Source organism: Rhizobium sp. WSM4643, from assembly GCF_025152745.1.
Classification (GTDB): Bacteria; Pseudomonadota; Alphaproteobacteria; order Rhizobiales; family Rhizobiaceae; genus Rhizobium; species Rhizobium leguminosarum_I.
Genome location: NZ_CP104040.1, coordinates 3,671,014 through 3,697,689 on the forward strand (window position 1 = coordinate 3,671,014; position 26,676 = coordinate 3,697,689).

Annotated in this window: 27 protein-coding genes and 1 other RNA gene; 20 read left to right on the top strand and 8 right to left on the bottom strand. The window is 61.8% G+C overall.

The features are described 5' to 3' along the window. Positions 1-52 precede the first annotated feature (52 nt). The 9 genes from N1937_RS18260 (at position 53) to N1937_RS18300 (ending at position 5,170) form a co-directional block, all read left to right on the top strand. On the top strand, positions 53-304 hold the full coding sequence (locus N1937_RS18260) for an AbrB/MazE/SpoVT family DNA-binding domain-containing protein (protein WP_017961997.1): 252 nt from the start codon (positions 53-55) through the stop codon (positions 302-304). Further along, positions 304-717 carry a type II toxin-antitoxin system VapC family toxin gene (locus N1937_RS18265; protein ID WP_170279781.1) on the top strand — a complete coding sequence of 138 codons (414 nt, stop codon included), beginning with the start codon at positions 304-306 and terminating at the stop codon, positions 715-717. Before N1937_RS18260 ends, N1937_RS18265 begins: the two co-directional genes overlap by 1 nt. A 13-nt stretch (positions 718-730) precedes the next feature. Further along, the gene (gene ruvA / locus N1937_RS18270; RefSeq protein WP_260056690.1) at positions 731-1,345 is read left to right on the top strand and encodes a Holliday junction branch migration protein RuvA; all 615 of its coding nucleotides are present in this window, start codon (positions 731-733) and stop codon (positions 1,343-1,345) included. A gap of 54 nt (positions 1,346-1,399) precedes the next feature. Next, positions 1,400-1,660 carry an AbrB/MazE/SpoVT family DNA-binding domain-containing protein gene (locus tag N1937_RS18275; RefSeq protein WP_017968119.1) on the top strand — a complete coding sequence of 87 codons (261 nt, stop codon included), beginning with the start codon at positions 1,400-1,402 and terminating at the stop codon, positions 1,658-1,660. Then, positions 1,657-2,055, top strand: a complete 399-nt coding sequence (locus N1937_RS18280) for a PIN domain-containing protein (RefSeq protein WP_017968120.1) — start codon at positions 1,657-1,659, stop codon at positions 2,053-2,055. Before N1937_RS18275 ends, N1937_RS18280 begins: the two co-directional genes overlap by 4 nt. Continuing rightward, positions 2,052-3,092 carry a Holliday junction branch migration DNA helicase RuvB gene (gene ruvB, locus N1937_RS18285; RefSeq protein ID WP_017968121.1) on the top strand — a complete coding sequence of 347 codons (1,041 nt, stop codon included), beginning with the start codon at positions 2,052-2,054 and terminating at the stop codon, positions 3,090-3,092. Before N1937_RS18280 ends, ruvB begins: the two co-directional genes overlap by 4 nt. Continuing rightward, positions 3,093-3,995 carry a metallophosphoesterase gene (locus N1937_RS18290; protein WP_260056691.1) on the top strand — a complete coding sequence of 301 codons (903 nt, stop codon included), beginning with the start codon at positions 3,093-3,095 and terminating at the stop codon, positions 3,993-3,995. A 7-nt stretch (positions 3,996-4,002) separates the two neighbouring features. Then, the gene (locus tag N1937_RS18295) at positions 4,003-4,515 is read left to right on the top strand and encodes an NUDIX hydrolase (RefSeq protein WP_017968123.1); all 513 of its coding nucleotides are present in this window, start codon (positions 4,003-4,005) and stop codon (positions 4,513-4,515) included. Positions 4,516-4,606: 91 nt separating this feature from the next. Then, positions 4,607-5,170 (top strand): DinB family protein, encoded by a 564-nt coding sequence (locus N1937_RS18300; RefSeq protein ID WP_162119445.1) that lies wholly within the window; start codon positions 4,607-4,609, stop codon positions 5,168-5,170. 89 nt (positions 5,171-5,259) lie between these two features. Here the strand turns inward: N1937_RS18300 and N1937_RS18305 are convergent, their stop codons facing one another. Both N1937_RS18305 and mprF read right to left on the bottom strand, forming a co-directional pair. Then, on the bottom strand, positions 5,260-6,642 hold the full coding sequence (locus N1937_RS18305) for a virulence factor family protein (protein ID WP_260056692.1): 1,383 nt from the start codon (positions 6,640-6,642) through the stop codon (positions 5,260-5,262). Further along, positions 6,639-9,242, bottom strand: coding sequence for a bifunctional lysylphosphatidylglycerol flippase/synthetase MprF (gene mprF / locus N1937_RS18310; protein ID WP_170257733.1), 2,604 nt, complete (start codon positions 9,240-9,242; stop codon positions 6,639-6,641). Before mprF ends, N1937_RS18305 begins: the two co-directional genes overlap by 4 nt. A gap of 237 nt (positions 9,243-9,479) precedes the next feature. On the opposite strand from mprF, the gene N1937_RS18315 reads away from it, so the two are divergent. Then, positions 9,480-9,857 carry a DoxX family protein gene (locus N1937_RS18315; RefSeq protein ID WP_017968127.1) on the top strand — a complete coding sequence of 126 codons (378 nt, stop codon included), beginning with the start codon at positions 9,480-9,482 and terminating at the stop codon, positions 9,855-9,857. Between the two features lie 6 nt (positions 9,858-9,863). Here the strand turns inward: N1937_RS18315 and N1937_RS18320 are convergent, their stop codons facing one another. The 3 genes from N1937_RS18320 to N1937_RS18330 form a co-directional block, all read right to left on the bottom strand. Then, the gene (locus N1937_RS18320; RefSeq protein ID WP_170257732.1) at positions 9,864-11,972 is read right to left on the bottom strand and encodes a mechanosensitive ion channel family protein; all 2,109 of its coding nucleotides are present in this window, start codon (positions 11,970-11,972) and stop codon (positions 9,864-9,866) included. A gap of 221 nt (positions 11,973-12,193) precedes the next feature. Continuing rightward, positions 12,194-13,225, bottom strand: coding sequence for a phosphogluconate dehydrogenase (NAD(+)-dependent, decarboxylating) (gnd, locus tag N1937_RS18325; RefSeq protein ID WP_170279788.1), 1,032 nt, complete (start codon positions 13,223-13,225; stop codon positions 12,194-12,196). A gap of 136 nt (positions 13,226-13,361) precedes the next feature. Further along, complete coding sequence (locus tag N1937_RS18330) at positions 13,362-13,844, bottom strand: SRPBCC domain-containing protein (RefSeq protein ID WP_017968130.1); 483 nt, start codon at positions 13,842-13,844, stop codon at positions 13,362-13,364. Positions 13,845-13,899: 55 nt separating this feature from the next. On the opposite strand from N1937_RS18330, the gene N1937_RS18335 reads away from it, so the two are divergent. The 4 genes from N1937_RS18335 (at position 13,900) to N1937_RS18350 (ending at position 17,656) form a co-directional block, all read left to right on the top strand. Next, on the top strand, positions 13,900-14,232 hold the full coding sequence (locus N1937_RS18335; protein WP_170262166.1) for an ArsR/SmtB family transcription factor: 333 nt from the start codon (positions 13,900-13,902) through the stop codon (positions 14,230-14,232). 73 nt (positions 14,233-14,305) lie between these two features. Beyond that, positions 14,306-14,842, top strand: coding sequence for a helix-turn-helix transcriptional regulator (locus tag N1937_RS18340; protein ID WP_260056693.1), 537 nt, complete (start codon positions 14,306-14,308; stop codon positions 14,840-14,842). A gap of 97 nt (positions 14,843-14,939) precedes the next feature. Next, the gene (locus N1937_RS18345) at positions 14,940-15,923 is read left to right on the top strand and encodes an NAD-dependent epimerase/dehydratase family protein (protein ID WP_260056694.1); all 984 of its coding nucleotides are present in this window, start codon (positions 14,940-14,942) and stop codon (positions 15,921-15,923) included. Positions 15,924-16,168: 245 nt separating this feature from the next. Then, positions 16,169-17,656: an esterase-like activity of phytase family protein gene (locus tag N1937_RS18350; protein WP_260056695.1), complete on the top strand. Its 1,488-nt coding sequence runs from the start codon at positions 16,169-16,171 to the stop codon at positions 17,654-17,656. Between the two features lie 80 nt (positions 17,657-17,736). Here N1937_RS18350 and ssrS read toward each other — a convergent pair. The 3 genes from ssrS to N1937_RS18365 all read right to left on the bottom strand — a co-directional run bounded on the left by ssrS (position 17,737) and on the right by N1937_RS18365 (position 18,633). Further along, a non-coding RNA gene (ssrS, locus tag N1937_RS18355) (6S RNA) lies at positions 17,737-17,895 on the bottom strand. Positions 17,896-17,964: 69 nt separating this feature from the next. Continuing rightward, positions 17,965-18,342, bottom strand: coding sequence for a cell division protein ZapA (locus N1937_RS18360; RefSeq protein WP_260056696.1), 378 nt, complete (start codon positions 18,340-18,342; stop codon positions 17,965-17,967). 15 nt (positions 18,343-18,357) lie between these two features. Continuing rightward, on the bottom strand, positions 18,358-18,633 hold the full coding sequence (locus N1937_RS18365) for a DUF4164 domain-containing protein (protein ID WP_020486258.1): 276 nt from the start codon (positions 18,631-18,633) through the stop codon (positions 18,358-18,360). A gap of 334 nt (positions 18,634-18,967) precedes the next feature. Here N1937_RS18365 and tkt point away from each other — a divergent pair, with 334 nt between their 5' ends. The 6 genes from tkt (at position 18,968) to N1937_RS18395 (ending at position 26,672) form a co-directional block, all read left to right on the top strand. After that, positions 18,968-20,941 carry a transketolase gene (tkt, locus tag N1937_RS18370; RefSeq protein ID WP_260056697.1) on the top strand — a complete coding sequence of 658 codons (1,974 nt, stop codon included), beginning with the start codon at positions 18,968-18,970 and terminating at the stop codon, positions 20,939-20,941. Between the two features lie 81 nt (positions 20,942-21,022). Continuing rightward, entirely contained in the window at positions 21,023-22,033 is a 1,011-nt protein-coding gene (gap, locus tag N1937_RS18375; RefSeq protein ID WP_024323244.1) for a type I glyceraldehyde-3-phosphate dehydrogenase, read from the top strand. Positions 22,034-22,280: 247 nt separating this feature from the next. Continuing rightward, positions 22,281-22,598: a hypothetical protein gene (locus N1937_RS18380; protein ID WP_017968139.1), complete on the top strand. Its 318-nt coding sequence runs from the start codon at positions 22,281-22,283 to the stop codon at positions 22,596-22,598. 258 nt (positions 22,599-22,856) lie between these two features. After that, positions 22,857-23,036: a hypothetical protein gene (locus tag N1937_RS18385; RefSeq protein WP_162119434.1), complete on the top strand. Its 180-nt coding sequence runs from the start codon at positions 22,857-22,859 to the stop codon at positions 23,034-23,036. Positions 23,037-23,524: 488 nt separating this feature from the next. Next, positions 23,525-25,399: a potassium/proton antiporter gene (locus N1937_RS18390; protein ID WP_026154567.1), complete on the top strand. Its 1,875-nt coding sequence runs from the start codon at positions 23,525-23,527 to the stop codon at positions 25,397-25,399. Between the two features lie 70 nt (positions 25,400-25,469). Further along, the gene (locus N1937_RS18395) at positions 25,470-26,672 is read left to right on the top strand and encodes a phosphoglycerate kinase (RefSeq protein ID WP_222294091.1); all 1,203 of its coding nucleotides are present in this window, start codon (positions 25,470-25,472) and stop codon (positions 26,670-26,672) included. The last annotated feature ends 4 nt before the right edge of the window (positions 26,673-26,676 follow it).

Genomic DNA, 26,676 nt, shown 5'->3' on the forward strand with positions numbered 1-26,676 from the left:
TCTTGACTTGTTCCATTGGTAAGGATAATTCTTACTATGAAGGAGCAACAAGATGCGAGTTACGTCCAAAGGGCAGGTCACCATTCCTCGTGATCTCAGGGAACTTGTCGGCATCGAGGCCAATAGCGAGGTCATTTTCTCGATAGAGGGCGGCAAGCTCGTTCTCTCGCCGAAGAACGGCAAGCAGGAGATCGAGGATCGGGGCCGCCTGGATCGTTTCATACAGACGATCCGTCGCCTCGAGGGCACTGGCGATCAGGAGATCGATGCCGAAGACCTTATGTCGATGACCCGTGATCGCTGATGGCCACACTGATCGATACGAACATACTTGTCGATCTGGCCGTGGTCGGTTCGGACTGGCACGGTTGGTCGCGTCGAAAGATGCTTGACGTCTTCAAAGACGGTCCTGTCCTCATAAACCCGATCATCTATTCAGAATTTTCCGTTCGGTACGACGACGTGGACGAAGTCGATCGACTGCTGCCGCAGGATGAATTCCGCCGCGAGAATCTGCCTTGGCCGGCTGCATTCGCCGCCGCTGCGGCCTTCCGGCTTTACCGTCGCGCCGGCGGTGGACGCGAACGGGTCTTGCCCGATTTCTTCATCGGCGCGCATGCGGCGATAAGGGGCTACAGAATTTTGACCCGCGATCCCAGCGGATACCGCTCCTATTTCCCCTCCGTTGACCTTATAACCCCCGAAACGCATCCTTGAGAGACCGCGACCCATGATCGGCAAGCTGAAAGGCACCATAGACGAGATCGGCGAAGACTATGTGCTCGTCGACGTGCACGGCGTTTGCTACGTCGCCCATTGCTCGGCCCGCACCCTGTCCAAGCTCGGCTCGGCCGGCGAGGCCTGCGTGCTCTTCATCGAGACCTATGTGCGCGAGGACCAGTTGAAGCTCTTCGGTTTCATGACGGCGCTGGAGCGGGAATGGTTCAACCTGCTCCAGAGCGTCCAGGGCGTCGGCGCCAAGGTGGCGCTCGCCGTGCTCTCGACGCTGACGCCAGGCGAACTTGCCAATGCAATCGCCCTGCAGGACCGCGCCGCCGTCTCGCGTGCGCCGGGCGTTGGTCCGAAGGTGGCGATGCGCCTCGTCACCGAGCTCAAGAACCGGGCGCCGGCCCTTGCCGGCGAAGCGATCAATATCGCCCTCAAGCAGGAACTCGGCGAAGGGGTCGCGGCCGCGCCTGTCGCCGACGCGGTTTCAGCACTGACCAACCTCGGCTACAGCAGAGACCAGGCGGCGAATGCGATTGCCGCAGCAATGAAGACTGCAGGCGACGGCGCCGACAGCGCCAAGCTGATCAGGCTGGGATTGAAGGAGTTGGCGCGTTGATCTCCTTGAATATATCGCAATTCCTTACTAAACTCGAATGGTAAGGAGATCCGCATGAATATCTACTACGGTACGATGACATCGAAGGGCCAGACAACAATTCCGGCTGAAGTTCGTGAATTGCTGAATCTGAAGTCCGGCGACAGGATCCGCTACATCAACCGCGATGGCGAAATCATCATGAAAGCCAAGAACAAACGCGCCATCGACCTGGCAGGCAAGTTTCACGATCCGAACCGACCGACGATCACTTTGACGCAAATGGACGAGGCGATTGGGGAAGCCATCGCCGATCACGTAACCAGTGCAAGATGATTGGCCTCGACACCAATATTATGCTGCGCTTCCTCCTGAAGGACGATGTCGTCCAGACGGAGAAGGTCACAACGCTCTTCGCGAGCCTGTCCGATACGGCACCCGGCTATATCAGTTGCATCACGCTGATGGAATGCGCGTGGTTCTTGAGACAACGGATCAAGCTGAAGAGAGAACAGATCATGGAGGCGATTTCGGACTTGTTGGACTCGGCCGACCTGATCCTTGAAGATGAAAGAGTAGTCGAGGAGACGCTCGCAATCATGGTGCGGACGAATGCAGAATTCGCAGATGTCTTCATTGCCCTTCGTAATCGTGATGCGGGTTGCGTGACAACCAGGACATTCGATGCCCAAGCCGCAAAAACCATACCTGGAATGGAACTTTTGACATGAGCGAATCCGCCCGCCTGATATCGCCGGAAAAGCGGGGCGAAGACCTTGATATCACGTTGCGCCCGCAATCGCTGGACGAGTTCACCGGCCAGGCGGAGGCGCGCGCCAATCTCAAGGTCTTCATCGAGGCGGCGAAAAACCGCGGCGAAGCGCTGGACCATGTGCTCTTCGTCGGGCCGCCCGGCCTCGGCAAGACGACGCTGGCGCAGATCATGGCCAAAGAACTCGGCGTCAACTTTCGCTCGACCTCCGGCCCTGTTATCGCCAAGGCCGGCGATCTCGCTGCCCTGCTCACCAATCTCGAGGAGCGTGATGTGCTCTTCATCGACGAAATCCATCGCCTCAACCCCGCCGTCGAGGAAATCCTCTATCCGGCCATGGAAGATTTCCAGCTCGACCTGATCATCGGGGAAGGCCCTGCCGCTCGCTCGGTGAAAATCGACCTGTCGAAATTCACGCTGGTGGCGGCCACCACCCGCCTTGGCCTGTTGACGACGCCGCTGCGCGACCGCTTTGGCATTCCGGTGCGCCTGAGCTTCTACACCGTCGAGGAGCTGGAGCTGATCGTGCGCCGTGGCGCGCGGCTGATGAACCTGCCGATCACCGAGGAGGGCGCCCGCGAGATTGCAAGACGCGCCCGCGGCACCCCGCGCATCGCCGGCCGGCTGCTGCGGCGCGTGCGCGACTTTGCCGAGGTGGCAAGGGCGGAAGCCGTCACCCGCGAGATCGCCGACGAAGCGCTGACCCGCCTGCTGGTCGACAATGTCGGCTTCGACCAACTCGACAAACGTTACCTCAACATGATCGCGGTCAATTTCGGCGGTGGCCCGGTCGGCATCGAAACCATCGCCGCCGGCCTTTCCGAGCCGCGCGACGCGATCGAGGACATCATCGAGCCCTATATGATCCAACAGGGTTTTATTCAGCGCACGCCACGCGGCCGTGTTCTGACCGCAATCGCGTGGAAACATCTGGGAATGCAACCGCCCAAGGATATGGAGGCTGCGCAGTTTCGGCTGTTCCAGGAGGACAACTGAGTGATCACTCGCCGCGGATTTTTCAAGGTGCTGGGCGGCGGTATCGCAGGCGTCATGTCGCTCGGTGGTTACGCCTTCGCCTATGAACCGCTCGCGCGGCTCGCCATCACCCGCTATCAGCTGACGCCGCCCGGATGGACGCCCGGACTCAAGCTGCGCGTCGTTGCGCTCGCCGATCTCCATGCCTGCGAACCCTGGATGTCGGCAAGCCGCATTGCCGCGATCTGCCACAGGGCGAATGAACTCGAAGGCGACGTCACCGTCCTGCTTGGCGATTACGCCGCCGGCATGAACATGGTGACGCAGTACGTGCATTCGAGCCAATGGTCGAAGGCGCTCGCCACCTTGCAGGCCCCTCTCGGCGTCCACGCGATTATGGGCAACCACGATTGGTGGGAGGACAGGACCGCCCAGAAGAACGGCGGGATGGAAACATTCGGACACCGGGCTCTCGCGGACGTCGGCATCCCGGTCTATGGCAACCGCGCCGTTCGGCTCGAAAAGGATGGCCGCGGCTTTTGGCTCGCAGGCCTCGAAGATCAGCTGGCGCTGCTGCCGGGCCGGAAGTGGGGCCGCACGCAGATGCTCGGCCTCGACGATCTCGAGGGAACGATGGCGCAGATTACGGACGATGCGCCCGTCATCCTGCTCGCTCATGAGCCCGATATCTTTCCGCGCGTGCCCGAGCGCGTCTCGCTGACGCTATCGGGCCACACCCATGGCGGACAGATCCGTTTCCTCGGCCGTTCGCCGATCGTGCCCTCGCGCTACGGCAATCGCTACGCCTATGGCCATATCGTTGAAGAGGAGCGTAATATCATCGTTTCCGGCGGCCTTGGCTGCTCCATTGCACCCGTCCGATTCGGCGTGCCGCCGGAAATTGTCATGATCGATCTTGGATAAGAATGGCATGACCAAGCGCATTCACATCCGCCTGAATGCAGGCGGTCGGCGTTTCAACTATCGCATCGCCGGCCTCGGTTTTCGCGATGGCCATGTGCTGGTTCATCGCGCCGTACACGAGCCCTTCTGGACTTTTCCGGGCGGTCGGGCGGAGATCGGCGAAACCTCGGAAGAGACACTGAAGCGCGAGATGGTGGAGGAACTGGGCGTTGAGGTGACCGTCCGTCGCCTGCTGTGGATCGTCGAGAATTTCTTCCACTACGAACAGCGCGATTGGCACGAACTCGGCTTCTATTATCTGATGGACATCCCGCCGGAATTCCCCTTCCGGCCGGGCCAGATCATCCATCGGGTCGAGGACGACGACAACCATCTCGAATTCAAATGGGTGCCGGCAACGCGCCATGCCCTGATCGCACTCGACATCCCGCCCTATTTCATCGCCGATGAAATCGAAACCCTTCCCGTTTCGCCACGTCATCTCGTCTGGCGGGACGGCGATCTCGACGGCAAAGACTGACGCAAGCAATTCAAGGCGTTACAGCGCCCTTTGCGCGCCTCAAAAGGCGCCCGGAGCTGTAGCCAAAAGCGCTTAAGGAGGAGATGCGCCGATGCCGACCTTCGATCCTGTCAGGCCATTCCGCAAACTTGCCTATAACAACGCCCTTGCCAACCGCCGGCTGCTTCGGACCTGCGCGACATTGAAGCCTGGCGAATTCGAAGCGCCACGCACAAGCTTCTTTCCCTCGATCAAGGAAACCTTGAACCATATCATCACGGTCGACTGGTTCTATGTCGACGGCCTGGAAGGCGGCACGCTCGGGCTCAAGGCCTTTGAGGTCGACGAACCATTCGATGACGTCTTCTCGCTGGCAGAAGCCCAGGCGAAGGTCGATCAGCGCCTGGTGACACTTTGCGAGGCCCTGACGCCGGAGAGGCTCACCTCGACCATCGGCCTCCATCGCGGCGACCGCATTCAAGAAGAGCGGATGGACGACGTGCTCGGCCACCTCTTCCAACATCAGACCCATCATCGCGGACAGGTGCATGCGATGCTCTCCGGCACCAGCGTCGCTCCGCCGCAACTCGATGAATTCATCGTTGCCGACGATGCCAGGTTCCGCGGCAGCGAACTCGCAGCGCTCGGCTGGAGCGAAGAAACGCTGATGCGTTAGCGCGTCGTGCAGGACGCGTGGCACGCTTTAAGTCTTTATCTGATGCCTGTCGTGGTCCGAAACCGCTGCACGGTTTTCGGCATCATGCTCTAATCCTGCAGCCGTCTCTTCAGCCCGTCGATGATCGTCTCGGTGAGAAGGTCGTAATTCTCGTCGAAATGATGGTCGCCGGGCAGCTCGATGACCTCGGCGCCGCTGTCCTTCAGCGCCGGGCAGGCGACATCGTCATCGTCGTCCTTGCCGTAGATGCATTGCACGAGCTTCGGATCGATGTTCTTCAGATCGCCGACGGGATCGCCTCCCGCCCCTTCCGTCTTCTGGCCGAGCCAGCCGAGAACGGAGATGACGTAGTCGACTTGGTGCGAAAGCGACAGCAGCGACAATTGCGCCACCGCCGACTTTTCGGCTGGCTTGAGGAGCTGGTAGGTGGCGGGTACGACATCGGCACCGAACGAATAACCGACGAGCAGCACATGCTTCACCTTCCATTGCTTGCGGTAGAAATCGATGATCTTGGAAAGATCGGCGGCGGTCTCCTCCGGCTTGCGCTCCGACCAGAAATAGCGGAGCGAATCGACGCCGACGACCGGAATGCCTTCCTTCTGCAGCGTGCCACCGACCTCCTTGTCGATGTCGCGCCAGCCGCCGTCGCCGGAATAGATCACAGCCATCGTATCGAAGGCCGGCGTTGCCTCGAGCACCGCCAGCGGCAGGCCGAGCGGGTTGCCGAAGGCGCCGGAGGCGGTGACGAGATCGTCGAGCGTATCGGCAAACGCCGTCTGCGCATCGTCGGCGGAATCGCGGATCTCGATCGCGGCATGGGCCTTCTTCAGCGCCTCGGCGTGCGCCCGGCCATCCTTGTTGGCATCAGGCGTGAAGACAGTAATGATCGGGTCCGGCAAGATCCCGTCGCTGAGGCCATAGACCGTGCGTTCGCCAACCACCTGCTTGGACGCCGGCGTGCAAAGCTCCTTGGCAAGCGGAATGCCGGCGACCGGATTAACGGCAAGTGTCTGGCCGATCGTCGCATCCGGCGTTTGCGCGGCGATCGCCAGCGCTAAGGCCCCGCCCTCGCCGATGCCGGCGACGATCGGCAGGTGATAGGCGTTGTTGCCGGTCGCGCGCTGCACCTGCTGGCTCAGCGATTCGATGTCCGAGACCATGTAGACGCAGCCATCGTTGAGGCTGACGTCGTACCGGCTAAGCGCCTGGATATAGGATGGAAAATCGATGCCGATGACGACGGCGCCTTCGGCGACCAACCTGTCGGCTTCGGCCTTCTCATAGTCGCCCCAGCCGGCGGCATCCGAGATCAGCATCACCGTGCCCTTCACCTCCCCTTCCGGCAGGAAGATGTGCGGCGACGGGATAAGCCCGGTTTCGAAGGTCTGCGTGGTCTCCTCGGCGGCATCAGCCGGTGCGGCCGCGAGCATGCAGGCGCATGCCGTGGCAAGAAGGATTGTCCTGATCATTTTCTCACTACCCCTTTCAATCCGCCCCCAATCAGCAATGTCGCGTCCATCAACGCGATCATCGGATTGCCCCCTCCGGAGACCGCAAGATAGCGCGGTTGCCAGTGCGGATGAAACTTGGATTTGAATGCCCGAAGGCCTTTGAAGTTATAGAAGCGCTCGCCGTGTTCGAAGACGGTGCTGCCGATGCGGTCCCAGACGGGCGCAGCCTCGCGTTTCGACATGCCGGAAAGAGGCGCCATGCCGAGATTGAAATGGGCAAAACCCTCGCCGCGCAGATATTCCATGATCTGCACGAAAAGAAAATCCATCGATCCCTTCGGCGCGGCCGGCGAGAAGCGCATGAGATCGATCGTGCCCTCCTCTTTGGATTCGGTGATGAGGATGTTGGCGAAGGCGACGATCTTGCCGTCCTTCTTCAGAATGCCGACGGGCTGCGAGGAGACGTAATCGGGATCGAAGGAGCCCAGCGAGAAGCTCTTTTCCTTGGCATTGTGGTCTTCCAGCCAAGCCGTGGAGACGGCGGCGAGATCGTCGATGATATCAGGCACGTCCTCTGGTTGGACCACGGCGAATTCCAGCCCGTCGCGCTGGGCGCGGCTTGCGGTCTGGCGAAGGTTCGCCCATTTGCCGCCCTTCATCTCGAAAGTCCGGAGATCGGCCACCGCTAGTTCGCCGAGCTTGAAGGCGCGAAGGCCGGCATCGGCGCAATGGGATAGCAGCGCCGGCGAGATTTGGTAGAACACGGCACGGCAGCCGGCGGCACGCGCCGCTTCGACGAATCGCCAGACGAGTTCCTGCACGGCGCGATGGTTGCCGACCGGATCGAACAGCGCGATCCAGGAGCGGCCCTGCCGACCATACATGATGAAGGCGTCGCCCTTTTCCGAGAACATGATGCTCTTGTCGCCCATCCGCACCAGATTGGCGTCGGCATTGCCCTGCTTCATGACGATCTCGACGGCGCGCGCCAGCGCCTCGTCCGTCGCCGGTTCCGGCCGGAAGGTCGCCGGTCGAAGCAGGCTGAAGACGGCGATCGCCGACGAGATGATGGTAATGCCGAGCACGGCGCGCAAGCCCCGCGGCGCTTCGGCGGTGAACTCGAACTGCCACCAGAGCTGGTTGCTGTATTCGACGTCGCGATAGACGAAAAGCAGGATGACGACGGCGCCGACGACGATGACGGCGATCGCCATCAGCCAGGACGCCGTCAGCGCTTGGTTGAGCAGCGAGGCCTGTCGGCTAAAGAGCCGGCGGCTGACGAAAAGCCCGAAGATGAGGAAGGCGAGAAAAGCGGCTTCGACGAGCGCGATCGCCTTCAGCAGCGACAAAGTCAACGCGGCAAGCGCCGAGAACACGGCCACCCACCAGGCGCCGTCGAGCCGCTGGCCGAGGCCGCGCGCGGCGACGACGAGTGCCAGCCCCAGCAGGCTGGAGAGGAAATGCGCGCCTTCGACCATCGGCAGCGGCAGATAGTTGGAGAGGAATTCGAGATTTTGGTCAGGCGTCGGCGTGACGCTCGAAAATACCAGCATGACGCCGAGCAGCAGCGCGAGAGCCGACAGCAGCTGCGGCATCAGCCGTCCGCCGATGCGCCGCATGCTGGAGGCGGCCGGATGGTCGACGAAACGACGCAGCTCCGCCGCCGAGACCGCGAGCACCGCGATCAGCAGCGGCAGCACATGATAGATCAGGCGGTAGAGCACCAGCGATCCGAGCACGGCATCGATGTTCACAGCACTGCCGAGCGAGGCGATGATCACGGTCTCGAACACGCCGAGCCCGGCCGGCACATGGCTGAGCACGCCGAGACCAACGGCGATCGCATAGACGGCGAGGAAGACCGGCCAGCCGATCGCCGTCTGCGGCAGCAGCACGTAGAGTACGGACGCCGAGGCGGCGATATCGAAGGCGGTGACGAGGAACTGGCGCGACCAGGTGCGCGAATCCGGCAGGCGGATTGCCACAGGCCCGAGATCGAGCACACGCCCCCCGCGGCCGATGATCATCACCGCGGCCAGAATGGCGACGATCGAACCGGCGATTATCCGCAGAAGGAATGGGCTGACGCTAACGAGCGGGCCGATCTCGTCGGCGATGACGATGAGGGCGATTGCCGCGACGCCCGCAAGCCCCAATCCGAAGGACAGGGTGACGAAGGCGATGATGCGGCCGATATCCTCCGGCGAGAGCCCGAGGCGCGTATAGGCACGGTAGCGGATCGCGCCGCCCGAAAGCGCGCCGAAACCGGCGGTGTTGCCGACGGCATAGGCGCTGAACGCTGTCAGCGCCACATGCGGAAAGGGCAGCTTCTTGCCGATGTACTCGATGGCGTTGAGATCGTAGAAGATCAGCGAGATGAAACTGAGCGCCGTAAAGAACAGAGCAAGCAGGATCGCGCTCGGCCTGGTCGCCGCCAGCGCACCGACGACGTCGTCATAGCGCACCTCGTTGGTGAGCTGGACGATCGCGTAACCGACGAGGCAGAAAGCCACCAGTGACGCGGCTGCCAGCAAAGGCGTTCTGTAACGCCTGAAAAGCCCGCCAAAAGAAAAACCGTCCGCTTCTTCCATCTCTTCCAAATTGCCGTGCCCCGACATTCTCGTACCCTGCTGCAACTGCCAGCTTGGCGGGAATCATTTCAGATGATGTAACATGAGAGGCATATAAGCTCTATGAAGCCATGCCGCCGCTACCCCAGCCCCGCCGCCTGCGCCTCAATCATCCTCAATTGGGGCGAATTTGCGCAGGCGGGGGTCTCCGCACATTGCATTTTCGTAAGCTTCGGCAGAGCCTTGCCCTCGACGGAGATGTGAGAGGCGGGAGAACGGTTCGATATGCAGGATGGTTCGGCCTTTGTAATGCTTACCCTCGGACGTCTGCTGCTGGGCGGCCTCTATGTCGCTGGCGGCATTCATCATTTTTTCATCATCGTGCCGCTGACCGACGCGATCGAAGCCCGCGGCATTCCTTTTGCGAAAGGAGTGCTGGTCTTGGGCAGCCTGTTCCAGATCGTCGCAGGCATCCTGCTGATGCTCGGCCTTTTCGTCACGGCAGCGGCATTCGGTCTCATCGTATTCACGCTGGCGGCCACCGTCATGCTGCTGAATTTCTGGGACATGCAGGGAACGGCGCGCGACAGCGCGATCAATACCTGGAAAACCAACATGGCGATCATTGGCGGCCTGCTGATCGCAGCCGCCGGCGCGATGTGAGGCGGTTCAGGCCGCCGGCTCGCCCGCCGCCCGCGCATGCGCGGCGTAGCGCGCGACGGCAGCATCCACCTCCGCGTCGCGGTCGCCCGCCACCTGCACCGTCGGCACGGCAAATTCGATACCATTTTCCTGGAAGGCATTGCGGATCATCGCCAGCGCATTGCGGCGGATGACGAATTGCTCGCCTGGCTTCGTCATCATCGACAGCCGGATTTCGATGGCGAATTCGCCGAACTGCTCGACACCCTTCATCTTCAGCGTCTCGATGATATGGGGACCGAATTCCGGATTTTCGAGCAGCGTCTGGCCGATCTGCTTGATCACCTTCTTCGCCTTGACGAGATCTGTGTCGTATTTGACGTTGAGGCTGATCTTGTCGATCGTCCAGTCGCGATTGAGGTTCTTCACTGCGCCGAGTTCACCGAACGGCACCGTCGTCAGCGGACCGCGATGATGCCTGAGCTTCACCGAGCGAAGGCTGAAGGCCTCGACCACGCCCTTATGGCTGCCGCTTTCGATATATTCGCCAATGCGGAAAGCATCGTCCCAGAGATAGAACATGCCGCTGATGACGTCCTTGACGATCGTCTGAGCGCCGAAACCGACCGCGACGCCGACGACACCGGCGCCGGCGATCAGCGGCCCGATCTCGATACCGAGGCCGGAGAGCACCATCAGAGCAGCAATGACGGCGATCACGACGGCGAGAATATTGCGGAAGATCGGCAACAGCGTCTGTATCCGCGCGCGTTTGGCCTTCTCTTCATCCGTTGCTCCGCCATCCACGGATGAATCGAGCAGCTTGCCGTCGATATAGGCCTTGATGACATGCCAGAGCAGATCGGCGGCAAGCAGGATGACGATGCCGCCGATCACGCCGCGCGCGATCTTGTCGATCATCGTTTCGCCGGCGGCCATCGTATCGGCACCGACGCCGAGCATATGCCCAAGCCAGACGGCGGCGACGGCGATGATCAGCGCCCGCACACCCCGGTCAAGCAGCACGGCTGCAATGCGGCGCGTGGCAAGGAAGCTCGCTTCGGTCTGCTGCAGCGATTTTACCGCAATCGTCGAGACGGCGAGCACGCGCGGCAGCAGCAGCACATAGACGCCGAGCCAAAGCAGCCAGTTGAAGCCTGCGACCCAGAGGCTCCAGAGCACCAGGAAATAGACGGTAAGCGCCCAGGAGGTCCCGTGACCGCGCCTCTCGTCCTTGTGCGGCCGCGACCAGACCGCCGCGATCGCGATCAGCAGCAGGCCGATGCCCAGGATATAGCCGACGAGGAGCCGCACGCTCGAGGAATAGCCGAGCGGCTCCATCGACTGGATCACCGCCCAGCCGAAAATGAAATAGATGACGAAAGTCGCACAGCGTCGATACCAGAAGAATGCAACCGCGCGCGCCGGCATGATCGCAGTGGTGACACCCTGCCGTTCCTCCTCAATCCGCGCCAACCCGATGAGATCGACCAGGACGCCTCCGAGGCAAATCGTGAAGCGCTGGACCACGAGCGCGACAACGCAAACGATCGCGATGCTCTGGCTGACCGGCGGCCAGCTGACGCTGAGAAGAGCAAGCGCCGTCGCCACGGCAAAGATCAGCGCCGGGATGACGCGCGGGGCAAGATGCATGCCCGCCATCTGCGCCGCCTGGCGGCGGCGGCGAAAGGCATAGCGGGCAATGCGCTCGACGATGGTGCCGAGCAGGAAAATCGCCAGAAACTGCGCCGCCATGCGCGGCCAGCCGGCTGCCGCGATTTCACCGAAGAACAGCGAGGAAGCATTGCCGACCTGTGAGGGCAGCATCATCGCCGCATCGGAGACCATCGAGACGTGCCGGCGGGCATGCTGGAGCAGACCTGACAAGACCGACATCTGGTCGCCGGCAGCGGAATCGCTCGCGGGCGCCGCCGCCATCTGCGTCGACATCCATTGCTTGACCTGAGGCGTCTGCATCAGTTCCATCATCTGACGCACCTCGGCCGGCGGACCTGCCGTAACAGGACCCGCAGGTGGGGTCTGCGCAGCACCCGGCGGGACTGCCGAAAAAAGCGCGGACAGCGCCACTATGCAGAATAGGACGACCCTGGAGATCCCTGCCACGCCACGCTTCATTGCCGTCCTCCGATGGGCCGCCGACCGCCGATGCAAGGCCAACGTCTTTCGACAGCATCGATAGCCTCGACCGGCGCTGTCAGCAAGGAGGGTGGAGGCGAAGATCATCGGGAAGGCAGGCGGTGGAGCAGAGGGACCGTCGATCTCAAATTCAGGGCCTGAATTCGGGGACTGGCGGCCTCAGCTATGACGGCGGGCGCTCTACAGCGCCTTTAATTGTTTCAGGATTTCGCGACCGGTTTTTCCACGTGGCCACCGAAGCCCGCGCGCATCGCCGACAGTACCTTGTTGGCGAATTCGTCGTTATCGCGCGAGGAGAAGCGGCCGTAAAGCGCAGCGCTCAGCACCGGCGTCGGCACGCTTTCGTCGATTGCCGCCATGATCGTCCAGCGGCCTTCGCCGCTGTCCGAGACGCGGCCGGCATATTTCGAAAGCGCGGGATCGGCATGCAGCGCGTCGGCCGTGAGATCGAGCAGCCAGGAGGTGATCACGCTGCCGCGGCGCCAGACTTCGGCGACATCCTGCAGGTTGAAATCATATTGGAAATGTTCCGGATGAGCGAGCGGCGCTGTCTCCGCATCGGCCTCGTGCGAGGCGGCGCCGATATTGGCATGTTTCAGAATATTGATACCTTCGGCATAGGCGGCCATCAGGCCGTATTCGATGCCGTTATGCACCATCTTGACGAAATGACCGGCGCCATGCGGGCCGCAATGCAGGTAACCCTGCTCCGCGGTGCTGGCAGCAGCCGCTTCGGCGCTCCGGTTCGCCGAGGCTTCCGTCTTGCCGACACCGGGCGCCAGCGTTGCGAAGATCGGAGAAAGGTGTTCGACGATACCCTTCTCGCCGCCGATCATCAGGCAATAGCCCCGCTCGAGGCCGAAGACGCCGCCGCTGGTGCCGACGTCGACATAGTGGATGCCCCTGGTGATGAGTTCGGCGCCGCGGCGGATGTCGTCGTGGTAGTAGGAGTTGCCGCCGTCAATGACGATATCGCCATTCTCGAGCAGCGGCATCAGGCTCGCCAGCACCTTGTCGACGATCGCCGCCGGCAGCATCAGCCAGATCGCGCGCGGATGGGTGAGCTTCGAGACGAACTCCTGGAGCGAAGCACTGCCGGTCGCGCCGAGGCCGGCGAGTTCGGCAACGCTTTCCGGCCTGGCGTCGTAAACGACGCATTCGTGACCGCCCCGCATCAAGCGCTGGACCATATAATTGCCCATGCGGCCCAAACCGACCATGCCAAGTTGCATAATGAATCTCCTGGAAACCGAAATGAAGTATCGAATCCGGAAATTAGCACCCGCAGTGTGACAGGCAAGCAAAGTCTCGGTGATATCGGTGAATGCGACGATTGCACCCGCCGACCTCGCTGAGATCGACGTATCGTCAAATGTCCGGCGCGCTGGCCGGCTCACCCTTCATTTCGCTGAGGAACATGCCCTCGCGCAGATTGATGCCGTATTCAACGAAAGCCTTCATGCAGCAGAGCATCTGCGTCCAGCCTTCACAATTGAGATAGGTGCCGCGCCGGCCGGCATCGTCTTCGCGCCAGCCGGTCTCGGCGATCGTCACCAGCGTGCCGCCATCCTCCAGCGGCTTGAAGTTCATCTCTACCATCGTCTTGTATCTTGCCTCGTCCTCGCCAGTGCCGCCATCCCAGCGCAGCACGATGCGGCTTTCCGGCACGAGTTCGACGACCTCGACTGGCGCATCCTTCCACCAGGTCACCGTCGTGCCCTTCACGAGCGGCGCGCTCGCCCCACCGATCGTGGTGAAATAGCTGCTGAGCTTCTTCGGATTGACGACGGCATCGAACACCTCTGCAACGGGACGGCCGATGCGGCCGGAAACGCGGATTCCGAGAGACATGATACTTCTCCTCTTCTCCATTGTGCCTGGCATCATTATGTTATAAAAATATAACATGTCAAGCGAATCAGCCGACGACCCGGTTTTCAAGGCGCTGGCGCATCATCGCCGCCGCGACATCCTCGATCTGCTCAAGGATGGCCCCAGAACCACAGGAAACCTTTGCGAGATGTTTCCGGAGATGGACCGCTGCACGGTGATGCAGCATCTGAAGGTGCTGGAGGAGGCCGATTTGGTCGTCGCCAGGAAGGAAGGTCGCGAGCGCTGGAACCACCTGAACAGCCTGCCGATCAAGCACATCTATGACCGCTGGATCAGCGTCTATGCCGGCCATGCGCTCTCCATCCTCGACCGGCTGAAAGGCGACTTGGAAGGTCAGCCCGAATAATGACGCGGCTGTAAACCGGCCTTGCCGCCCGGTCTGCCGAAGCCTTATGCTACCAAAAACGGGGATCAGACGGATGACGATATCAGGAGCCGGCATACGCCGCATGCGGCTGCTGCGCAGCATGAAGCAAGGCCATCTCGCCGAACTCCTTGGCGTCAACCAGGCGACCGTCTCGCGCTGGGAGCGCGATCAACTCGCCCTGCCCGTCGAACAGGCCATCAAGCTGGAGCGGATTTTCGCCGCGCCGCCACATGAAGCAGTCGATACGGCGCTGAAGCGGCTGGTCGAGGATTCCGTCCGGCCGGTGCATCTGATCTGCGACCGCACCCACCGGCTGCTCGCCGCCTCTCGCCCGCGGCAAGCGGAGTGGCGGGCGCCGCTCGGCGCCTTTCTCGGCCGTTCTCTGTTCTCCTACGCCTCCGCCGAGATCGCCGCCGCCGAGCAGTCGCTGGAGGAGTGCGGCTGGCATGAGGGCAGGCTCTCGTCGCTGACCCTCGATACCGGCGCCAACGGCAATGCGCTGCTGCCGATCGCCGCCGGCCGCGTGACCTGGGAACGGATCATGCTTTCCGATGGCAGCGCCGGCCGCCTTGTCACGACCATCGGCTAAGCCTCAAGCTTTCCTGCATCCCCATGCATAATTTATGCGTTGTCCGGAAACCTTAGCCTTTATAGCGTCCGCCGCCGAAGGGTCAGGAGACGATGTGATGACGATACTGATAACGGGAAGTGCCGGCCATCTGGGCGAGGCGCTGATGCGAACCTTGAGGGCGGAAAGCCGCTGGGTGCGCGGCATCGATATCAAGCCCTCGGCTTTCACCGACATGGTCGGCTCGATCAATGATCGCGCCTTCATCAGGCAGGCGATGTCGAGCATCAGCCACGTCATCCATGCCGCGACGTTGCACAAGCCGCATGTGGCAACCCACGACAATTACGATTTCCTCGACACCAATGTCGCCGGCACACTCAACCTGCTCGAAGAAGCGGTCGCCGCAGGCGTTGCAAGCTTCGTCTTCACCAGCACCACCAGCACCTTCGGCGCGGCATTGACGCCGGCTGCCGGCGAACCGGCAGCATGGGTGACCGAGGATGTACTCCCCGTCGCGAAAAACATCTACGGCGTGACAAAGCTCGCCGCCGAAGGTCTGTGCGAACTCTTCGCCCGCAAGTCCGGCCTGCCGATGGTCATTCTCAGGACGTCGCGTTTCTTTCCCGAAAACGACGACGATCCTGACATTCGCAACGGCTATTCGGCAGAGAATGCCCAGGCCAACGAGCTTCTTAACCGCCGCGTCGATATCAGCGACGTGGTCGGCGCCCATCTGCTGGCGCTCGAAAAGGCGCCGGCAATCGGCTTTGGCCGCTACATCGTCTCGGCTACGACGCCGTTTTCATTGGGCGATCTTGCTGCGATCCGACACGATGCGCCTCAGGTCGTCGAGCGACTGTTCCCGGATGCGGGCGCCCTCTACGGATCACGCGGCTGGAAGATGTTTCCGGCGCTCGACCGCGTCTATGTCAACGAACGCGCAAGACGGGAACTCGGCTGGCAGCCGCGATATGACTTCCGTTTCGTGCTCGATTGCCTGCGCGACAACAGGGAATGGCGAAGCCCCTTGGCACTCGACGTCGGCTCTAAAGGCTACCACGACGAGGTCTTTGCCGAAGGGCCTTATCCGGTCGGATAGAGCGCGAGCTGGAATGCGGCCATGCGAAAGCCCGACATTCTCTCGGCATGGCCTTTTCGCTGAAAAGCGTCATCCAGATATCATGATCCCGTCATAGACCGTCTGCCGGGGATATGGGCGACGAATTCCAGGGCGTGTTGTGCCATCGGGAAATCGAATCCAAGGCGGGGGTGTCATTTGAAGCGGTGTCCAGCCTGCGGGCGGGAAGCCGTTTCGAGAGCGCTTTTGACCGAGAGGGTATTTCCATGAAGAATGTCAGACCATACGCATCGCCGCTCTTCGCCGCGGTTCTAGCCGCATCCGCCGCCTTGCCAGTCGTCGCAATGGCCGAGAATTCCGCCACCGTCGGTGGCCTCATCTTCGTCAACAAGGGCCTCGTCGGCATTGGCCGCATTGCGGCCAACCAGCGTGACAAATTCGGCGAGACCTTTGGTTCCGGCTCGGGCATGGCGGTCGATCCCGCCGCCTGGAGCCGCGACGGCGCCGGCTACAAGGGCACGCTCTACCTGCTGCCCGATCGCGGTTACAACGCCGTCGGCACCGCCGATTACCGGCCGCGCCTGAACACCATCTCGATCGGCTTGAAGCCGACCGCTCCGGGTGCGACACCCGGGGCCGGCAAGGAACAGTCTGGCGTCGACGCAAAGCTCGTCGATTCCATGCTCTTCGTCGACGACAAGGGTGGCGACATGACTGGTCTCGACCCGGAATCCGGCGTCCGCCCCGCTGCCGGTGATTTTCCGCCGCTGCCGCAAGCGGTAAACGGCAAGATCGCGCTCGACAATGAAGCCATCATCCGCATGGCCGACGGCACCATGTTCGTAAGCGACGAATATGGTCCTTACATCTACCACTTTTCGGCCGACGGCCACCTGCTGTCGGCCACCCAGCCGCCGAAGGCGCTTTTGCCGATGCGCAAGGGGGCGCTGAGCTTTGCCTCCAACAATCCCGGCCCCGGCGCATCCGCTCCGGACCCGAAGGATCCGGAGACTGGCCGCCAGAACAACCAGGGTCTCGAAGGCATGGCGATGACGCCTGATGGCAAGTTCATCATATCAATGCTGCAGTCGGCGGCGCGCCAGGACGGCGGCGACTCCGGCTCGACCCGGCAGAATACCCGCGCCATGATCTATGACGCCGCCGATCCCGATCATCTGAAACTGGTGCACGAATATGTCGTGCCGCTGCCGGTCTTCAAGGATGCGAAGGACAAGACGACGATTGCCGCTGAGAGCGAAATCGTCGCCCTGTCCGACAAGACTTTCCTGATGCTCGCCCGCGACAGCGGCAACGGCCAGGGCCTGAAGGGCGACACCTCGCTCTACCGCAAGGTCGGTATCGTCGACATTTCGAATGCGACAGACATCGCCGCCAGCGATTTCGACGCCGGCAGGCCGATAGCGCCGAAGGGCGTCGTCGATCCCTCGCTGACGCCGGCGACGCTGACGCCCTTCATCGACCTCAACGACAAGGTCGACCTCGCCCGCTTCGGCCTGCACAACGGCGCACCGAACGACAAGAACAATCTGTCGGAAAAATGGGAAGCCATGGGTCTGGTGAGCGTTCTCGACCCGAATCTGCCGGACGACTACTTCCTGTTCGTCGCCAATGACAACGACTTCTTGACGCAGGATGGTTTCCAGGTGGGTGCAGCCTACAAGGCAGATGGCGGTGCCGACGTCGACACCATATTCCAGGTCTTCCAGGTCACCCTTCCAGGCCTGAAGAAGTAACGGATGCACTGAAGGGTGGACGCCCAAACCACGCGTTCGCCCGCCATATCCGGGATCCCTGCCGACGATAAAAGGGAAGGGTGCGATCCACGACCACCGGTGGATGTTTACGATCCTGGGTGCCTACAAACGTAGGTGGGCGCCGTGTGTCCAGGCCCACGGGCCTGGCCAGGGACAGCTCCCTTTGGATCGAGTATGGCCCCAGGGATTGTGGTTCCTGTCGAGAGGCGCAGACCGCATGGCGATATATAAGGTCGTTTGCGCTGACGCGCCAGTGGCGACAGAAGCCTGCCGCCATTTAATTGAGATCAATTGAGTTCGGGTGCGGACCGGCCGTTCAGCTTGTCGGTGATGCTGCGGATTCGGCTCGACACCTCGCTCAGCGCTGCCGCAAGATTTTCTTCGGTTCGGGCGGTCGCTGCAAGCACCGTATCGCGGTTGCCGCGCAGCGACTCGAGCTCGGATTCCAGCCCGGCGACGCGGCGCGTCAGCTCGGCAATCTCGTCCATGACCATGATGCCGGCCATGACAGTGATCCTGAGATCACCGATTTCCCCGAACTGACCCTTGAGATGGCCGACATAGCGGTCGAAGCGGGTGGCGAGATCGGTCAGGTGATCCTCCTGCCCTTCCTCGCAGGCCATGCGATAGGCCTTGCCGTCGATCGTTACCGTCACCTGCGCCATGCCAAACTCTTTCTATCAGCGATCCAGAACTGCGCGGATCGTTTCCATGGCCGTTACCAGCCGCCGCGATACCTCGCGGTTGACCTCTTCCAGCCGGTTGGCGCGGAATTCGGCCTGGTCGAGCTCCTGCGCCAGCCGCGAACGGTCGGCGTGTACACGCCGCACCTCGCCCTCGATCTCGCCCTGCTCTCGCTGCCGCTCGACGCGCATCTCGACGGCGTTTTCGAGGCTCGAAATCGCCTGTCTCAACTCGTTGAGCGCTGCTTCCATGGTTTTGCCTGTGGGCATCATGCCTTTCCGATTCCCGCGCAGGATCCGCGAATCGTCACTCCGCGCCGATCCTGCGATGTCAAAAGGATATGCAGTTCGCCGACGGCCCGTCAATAAATCCTGTCACCTGTCCGCCAGCCTATCCTGTGGATGAGCGTTTTACACATGTCCGTCACATCAGATTCGTCATTTGTACAATCGCCCGATCAAATGTCAAAAATCGCTGCTGCCCGCCCGGATTTGGCCTGCCATTTATTGACTTGCCCGTCCCAACTGCTATGTCTCTGCCGCTTTCACTCGATGGTCTTGGAGGCTCGAGGCCATCCCCCCGACACCCGGAACTTGCGGAAAAGCCATGACCTCTCCCGAACAACACGACCGGATGGCGAATGCGATCCGTTTTCTCGCCATGGACGCCGTTGAAAAGGCGAACTCCGGCCACCCGGGTATGCCGATGGGCATGGCTGACGTGGCGACGGTCCTGTTCTCCAAATATCTGAGGTTCGATCCGAAGAAGCCGCACTGGCCGAACCGCGATCGCTTCGTGCTGTCGGCCGGTCATGGCTCGATGCTGCTCTATTCGCTGCTGTATCTGACTGGCTATCCTGACATGACGATCGAAGATCTGAAGCAGTTCCGCCAGCTCGGCTCGAAGACAGCCGGCCATCCGGAATATGGTCATGCCACCGGCATCGAAACGACGACTGGACCGCTCGGCCAGGGTATTGCCAATTCCGTCGGCATGGCGATTGCCGAGCGCAAGCTGCGCGAGGAGTTCGGCTCCGATCTCCAGGATCACTATACCTATGCGATCTGCGGCGACGGCTGCCTGATGGAGGGCATCAGCCATGAAGCCATCGCGCTCGCCGGCCACCTGAAGCTCAACAAGCTCGTCCTGTTCTGGGATAACAACTCGATCACCATCGACGGCGCCGTCTCGCTGTCGGATTCCACCGACCAGATCGCCCGCTTCAAGGCCGTACACTGGAACACCATCGAGATCGACGGTCACGATCAGGCCGCCATCGCCGACGCGATCGAAGCTGCCCATCAGTCCGACCGCCCGACCTTCATCGCCTGCAAGACGATCATCGGCTTCGGTGCCCCGAACAAGCAGGGCACCCACAAGGTCCACGGCAACCCGCTCGGCGCCGAGGAAATCGCGGCCACCCGCAAGGCGCTGAACTGGGAAGCCGAACCCTTCGTCATCCCGTCGGAGGTCCTTGACAGCTGGCGTGCGGCTGGCGCCCGCTCGGTGGACCTCGTCAGGTCCTGGGAAGATGGCCTCGCCAAGGCTCCGGCCAGGGCCGAGTTCACCCGCCGCATGGCAGGCGATCTGCCGGAAGGCTTCGACGCCGCAATCAGCGCATACAAGAAGAAGCTCGCCGAGACCAAGCCGACGGTTGCGACCCGCAAGGCTTCGGAAGACGCGCTCGAGGTCATCAACGGCTTCCTGCCGGAAACACTCGGCGGCTCCGCCGACCTGACGCCGTCGAACAACACCAAGACCAGCCAGATGCATTCGATCACCCCGACGGATTTCGCCGGCCGTTACATGCATTGGGGCATCCGCGAGCATGGCATGGCGTCTGCCATGAACGGCATTGCGCTGCATGGCGGCCTCATCCCCTACAGCGGCGGCTTCCTGATCTTCTCGGATTATTGCCGCCCGCCGATCCGCCTTGCTTCGCTGATGGGCATCCGCGTCATTCACGTCCTGACGCACGACTCGATCGGCGTCGGCGAAGATGGCCCGACGCACCAGCCCGTCGAACAGCTCGCCGGTTTGCGTGCCATCCCGAACCTGATGGTCTTCCGTCCGGCCGACGCCACGGAAACGGCGGAATGCTGGCAGATCGCCATCAAGACGCACAACCGTCCCTCGGGCCTTGCTCTGACGCGTCAGAACCTGCTCGCAGCCCGCACCGAATACAGCGAAAAGAACCTATGCGAACAGGGCGCCTATGTCCTCGCCGGCAATCCCAACGCCAAGGTGACGATCTTTGCCTCCGGCTCCGAAGTCGAAATCGCTGTTGCGGCTCGTACGGCACTCGAAGCCAAGGGCGTCACCGTCCGCGTCGTATCGGTTCCCTGCACGGAACTGTTCTTCGAGCAGCCAGAAGCCTATCGCAAGGAAATCCTCGGCAACTCGCCGGTCAAAATCGCCGTCGAAGCCGCCGTTCGCGAAGGCTGGGATGCGTTCATCGGACCGGAAGGCACCTTTATCGGCATGAAGAGCTTCGGCGCTTCCGGCCCGGTTAAGGAAGTTTACAAGCATTTCGGCATCACCGCCGACGCCGTCGTTGCGGCCGCGGAAGCAAAGCTTTAATGAGGGCGCCTTGAGGCGCTCTCCATCTCCTCAATTCCAGGCCCTCGCTATCGGGCCCTACTCTATCGGGAGTGAATGAACATGACAGTCAAGGTTGCCATCAACGGTTTCGGCCGCATCGGCCGCAACGTCCTTCGCGCCATCGTCGAATCCGGCCGTACCGACATCGAGGTCGTCGCCATCAACGATCTCGGCCCGGTTGAAACCAACGCCCACCTGCTGCGCTACGACTCGATCCACGGCCGCTTCCCGGCCACGGTGAAGGTCGAGGGTGACACGATCATCGTCGGCAACGGCAAGCCGATCAAGGTCACGGCGATCAAGGATCCGGCAACGCTCCCGCACCGCGAGCTCGGCGTCGACATCGCCATGGAATGCACCGGCATCTTCACCGCCCGCGACAAGGCTGCCGCTCACCTGACGGCCGGCGCCAAGCGCGTCATCGTCTCGGCGCCTGCCGATGGTGCCGACCTGACGGTCGTCTTCGGCGTCAATCATGACCAGCTCACCAAGGAGCACTTGGTCATCTCCAACGCGTCCTGCACCACCAACTGCCTGGTGCCGGTCGTGAAGGTTCTCGACGACGCCGTCGGCATCGACCACGGCTTCATGACCACCATCCACTCCTACACCGGCGACCAGCCGACGCTCGACACGATGCACAAGGACCTGTATCGCGCCCGCGCGGCCGCCCTTTCCATGATCCCGACCTCGACGGGTGCAGCCAAGGCAGTCGGCCTCGTTCTGCCGCATCTGAAAGGCAAGCTCGACGGCACCTCGATCCGCGTTCCGACCCCGAACGTTTCGGTCGTCGACTTCAAGTTCGTCTCCAAGAAGGCGACCAGCGTTGGCGAAATCAACGAAGCCATCATGGCTGCTGCAAACGGCAAGCTGAAGGGTATCCTCGGCTACACCGACGAGCCGCTCGTCTCCCGTGACTTCAACCACGACAGCCACTCCTCGATCCTCGCAACCGATCAGACCAAGGTCATGGAAGGCAACTTCGTGCGCGTGCTGTCCTGGTACGACAACGAGTGGGGCTTCTCCAGCCGCATGTCCGACACGGCAGTCGCTTTCGCCAAGCTCATCTGAGCGCTCTTGAGGCATCGACATACAAGCGGCCCGGGAAACCGGGCCGCTTTTTGTTGCCGTGCCTCCGAACGAAACCGCCCCCGCAATGGTATCTTTTCATCCATTGCCCGGATGAGATCTGCTAGAATACGTCACCCTGGACATTCCAAAATGCCCAGTTTCCTCACGCCGCATCGGCCACCGGCCAGGTGCGGAATGCCAATACCGTGCGGCAGCACTGTCGCCCGGATGAAAATGAGAGAGATGGATGGATTACTTTACCGTTGAAATCGCCGGCCGTGCCGTTGCCAGTTTTCGTTCGGAAAATCACGAGGAAGCGACGCATTTCTTCGAGGCGGAAGACTTTCGCGACGATCTGACCGTCCTGGAATCCGAAGGCAGGCCTCTTTGGGACCGCAAAGCGGCCCTGAGCCTGCGCAAGGCGACCACCGAGGAAGCAAGCGAAGTCGAGCACGCCTATGAATTCGACGATGATCCTGAACGGACCATCGAGGACGAGTTCGTCGTGTTCCTCGTCCCGGTCGCGGATCTGACCGCTGGCGAAGACGATACCGTCGAAGACTGATCGACGATCCGCATCTTTTTCCGGTTTCGAAGTCATATCGAAGCGGCCGGTTCGATATGACGCCGCCGTTCGCAGGACAGGATGGCGGTGCTGACGCTACTCGGGTTCGAATTCAATAGGCGTCTCTACACGAAACCATCGTCGACGAATTCCTTGGCCGCAAGGATGATCACGGGTTGGCAATCCGCTGGCCAAGCGTGCTAGATTGAGGAAATGCACAGCGCTGCACAATGGCTAGTGAGCCAAGGGAGGTGATAAATGGCAGAGGCACAAAAGCGCTTGTCCCATACCACTCTCAAGCGGCGGCAGCGGTTTCACCCCAAGCGGGACGTCAGACCTGCCGTGTTGGCAAGGGCCAATCGCCTGGTCATCTGGGTCGCCGCGTTCATTGGCCTCTCGTTTCTCGCGATCGTCATACTTCAGGCGGTGTTGGGATAGCAGAGCAAGGGCCGGCCGCTTCTGGCGCAAAACTATAGCCGGCTGCTCTCGCTGGGCGGCCGGCATTTCCACCCGATATCGAAATATCTCAGCCTTCATTTTCCCCGCTCTCCGCACCCGCCCATGCAATCCATTCTTCCCGGACAGGGCAAGCGGGCCGCGTGAAAAGAGGAGCGTGTTTTATGTTGTTGCCATTCGCAGATACCGGCAGGAAAAATCCGTGCCTGTCTCTTTTGCCCTGCTCTCGCCTGATTTTCCTATACATTCTTTATAGAGACTTTCTCCCGTAGCATTCCGTGTCGGTTGGCCGTCCGGCAGCCGATCAGCAGCATGAAGCAGCATCGCGACGAGGTTAAGCCGCAAGGCCTACCCTTCTCTGACGTTTTGCCGTTTACTGGTGGATCGCCGCGCGTGATGGAGGGGTTGAATAAAGGCGGATCGGCCGGGTGCGGCTGTGTTCGCGAAGCAGTCGATGGAAAGGGGTGGGCATGGAAGCGTTCTATATCGTGGTGCTGGTTTCGACGGCACTCGTGCTTCTTGCCGCTTTTTCGAGCCTGCTCGCCTTCCGCTTCGGCGCCCCCCTGCTGCTGCTCTTCCTGATGATCGGCCTTGCTGCCGGCGTCGATGGCCTCGGCATCGAGTTCAGCAACAATTATCTCGCCTATATTCTCGGCTCCATCGCGCTGGCCGTGATCCTCTTCGATTCCGGCTTCGGCACGCCGATGCAGGCCTTCCGGCTGGCCGCCGTGCCCTCTCTGGCGCTCGCCTCGGTCGGTGTGCTGATCACCGCCTCGCTCTTTGCCTTGGCCGCCATGTGGCTTTTGAATTTCACTTGGCTGGAAGGCCTGTTGCTTGGCTCGATCGTTGCATCGACGGATGCGGCCGCCGTCTTTTTCCTGCTGCGCATCGGCGGCATCAACATCCGCGATAAGGTGCGCTCGACGCTGGAAGTCGAATCCGGCACCAACGACCCGATGGCGATCTTCCTCACCATCGCCCTCGTCGAGGTGCTGGCAAGCGGCGAGCGTTATGCCGGCATCAATATCGGCATGCTCGCCATGTTCGTGCAGCAGATGGGCCTCGGCGTCATCCTCGGCCTACTCGGCGGCATGATGATCGTGCTGATCGTCAGCAAGCTCGATACCGATCGCGGCCTGACGCCGATCTTCGTGCTGGCGCTCGCCCTTCTCGTCTTCTCCTTCACCGGCGCAGTCGGCGGCAGCGGCTTCCTCGCTGTCTATGTCGCCGGCATCTACGCCGGAAACCGCAAGATGCAGGCGATCGGCACCATCAAACGCTTCCAGGACGGCATGACATGGCTGGCGCAGATCATCATGTTCCTGGTGCTCGGCCTGCTCGCCACGCCGTCGCAATTCCCTGTCATCATCGTGCCGGCCATCCTGCTCGCCCTCTTCTTGATCTTCGTCGCCCGACCCTTAGCGGTCTGGCTGTCGCTGCTTCCCTTCGATTACACGCAGCAGGAGATCGGCTTCGTCGCCTGGGTCGGCCTGCGCGGCGCCGTTTCCATCCTGCTTGCTATCATGCCGATCCTCGGTGGGCTTGAGAACGGACAGATCTATTTCAACACCGCCTTCATCATCGTGCTGGTCTCGCTGCTCGTCCAGGGCTGGACGATCAAGCCCGTCGCCAAGAAGCTCGGGCTGATCATTCCGCCGCGCATCGGCGCCGTCGACAAGGTTGAGGTCGACCTGCCGGGCGCAGCCCACCACGAACTGCTCTCCTATCGCGTCATCAAGGATAGCCCGGTGCTGCGCGGCGAGCGCATTCCACGCTGGGCGACGCCCTCACTCGTCATCCGCGACGGCAAGTCGATGCGTTACCAATATGCCGGGCGGCTGCGCGAGAACGATCTCGTCTACCTCTTCATCGTCCCGAGCTACTCCCGCCTGCTCGACCGGCTCTTCGCCAGCCGTGCGCCTGTCGATGACGACGATGCCGAGTTCTTCGGCGCCTTCGCGCTCTCTCCTGCCCGCCCCGCCGCCGATCTCGACGCCGCCTATGGCCCCGGCCTGCTCAACGAATCCGAAAAAGGCCTGACGATCGCCGAATTGATGCGGCAGCGCCTCGGGGGCAAGGCCGATTATGCCGACCGTGTCCGCCTCGGCTCGATCATCCTCATCGTCCGCGATCTCGACGAGCACGACCACATCACCTCTGTCGGCATGTCGCTCGAAGCGGTCGAACCGGCAATTACGCTGCCGATCTTCATCAATCTCAAGGACATCATCCAGCGCATCCGCGACCGGTTGAACGGACGCCGGAACCGGGAAACCGCAGCCTCCGAAAGCACACCGAAAGCGCCAGCCGGACGCGACGAAGGCACACGCGAAAACGGCCGTTGAACGCCTTGCGTCTCGAATGATCCTTGCTATGTTCGGCGCAACTTTCGCCAACCACGACAGGATCCTCCCCATGCCTTCTTTCAAGACCCTCGACGATCTTTCCGACCTCAGCGGCAAGCGCGTTCTCGTCCGCGTCGATCTCAACGTCCCGGTGAAAGACGGCAAGGTCACCGATACGACGCGCATCGAGCGTGTGGCGCCGACGATCCTCGAACTGTCCGAAAAGGGTGCCAAGGTGATCCTGCTGGCCCATTTCGGCCGACCGAAGGATGGCCCTTCGCCGGAGCTGTCGCTGTCGCTGATTGCCCCTTCCGTCGAGGAAGTGCTCGATCATGCCGTGCTGACGGCTTCCGACTGCATCGGCGAGGCCGCCGCCTCCGCCGTTGCCGCAATGAATGACGGCGATATCCTGCTTCTGGAAAACACCCGCTTCCACAAGGGCGAGGAAAAGAACGACCCCGACTTCACCAAGGCGCTTGCCGCCAACGGCGACATCTATGTCAACGATGCCTTCTCGGCCGCCCACCGCGCCCATGCCTCGACCGAGGGTCTTGCCCACCACCTGCCGGCCTATGCCGGCCGCACCATGCAGGCCGAGCTGGAGGCGCTGGAAAAGGGCCTCGGCGACCCGGCTCGCCCTGTCGTTGCGATCGTCGGCGGCGCCAAGGTCTCCACCAAGATCGACCTGTTGATGAACCTCGTGAAGAAGGTCGATGCGCTCGTCATCGGCGGCGGCATGGCCAATACCTTCATCGCCGCCCGCGGCACCAATGTCGGCAAGTCGCTCTGCGAACATGATCTCGCCGAAACCGCCAAGCAGATCATGATCGAGGCCGCCACCGCCGGCTGCGCCATCATCCTGCCGGAGGATGGCGTGATCGCCCGCGAGTTCAAGGCGGGCGCCGCCAACGAGACGGTCGATATCAACGCCATTCCCGCCGATGCCATGGTGCTCGATGTCGGCCCGAAGTCCGTCGAGGCCATCAACGCCTGGATCGAGCGCGCCGCAACCCTGGTCTGGAACGGTCCGCTCGGTGCCTTCGAGATCGAACCCTTCGATGCTGCAACCGTCGCTGCTGCGAAATATGCCGCTGGGCGCACGGTAGCCGGCAAGCTCACCTCCGTTGCCGGCGGCGGCGATACCGTCTCCGCGCTCAACCATGCCGGCGTTGCCGACGGTTTCACCTATGTCTCGACCGCCGGCGGCGCCTTCCTTGAGTGGATGGAAGGCAAAGAGCTTCCCGGCGTCGCCGTCCTCAACGCTGCTAGATAGTCAC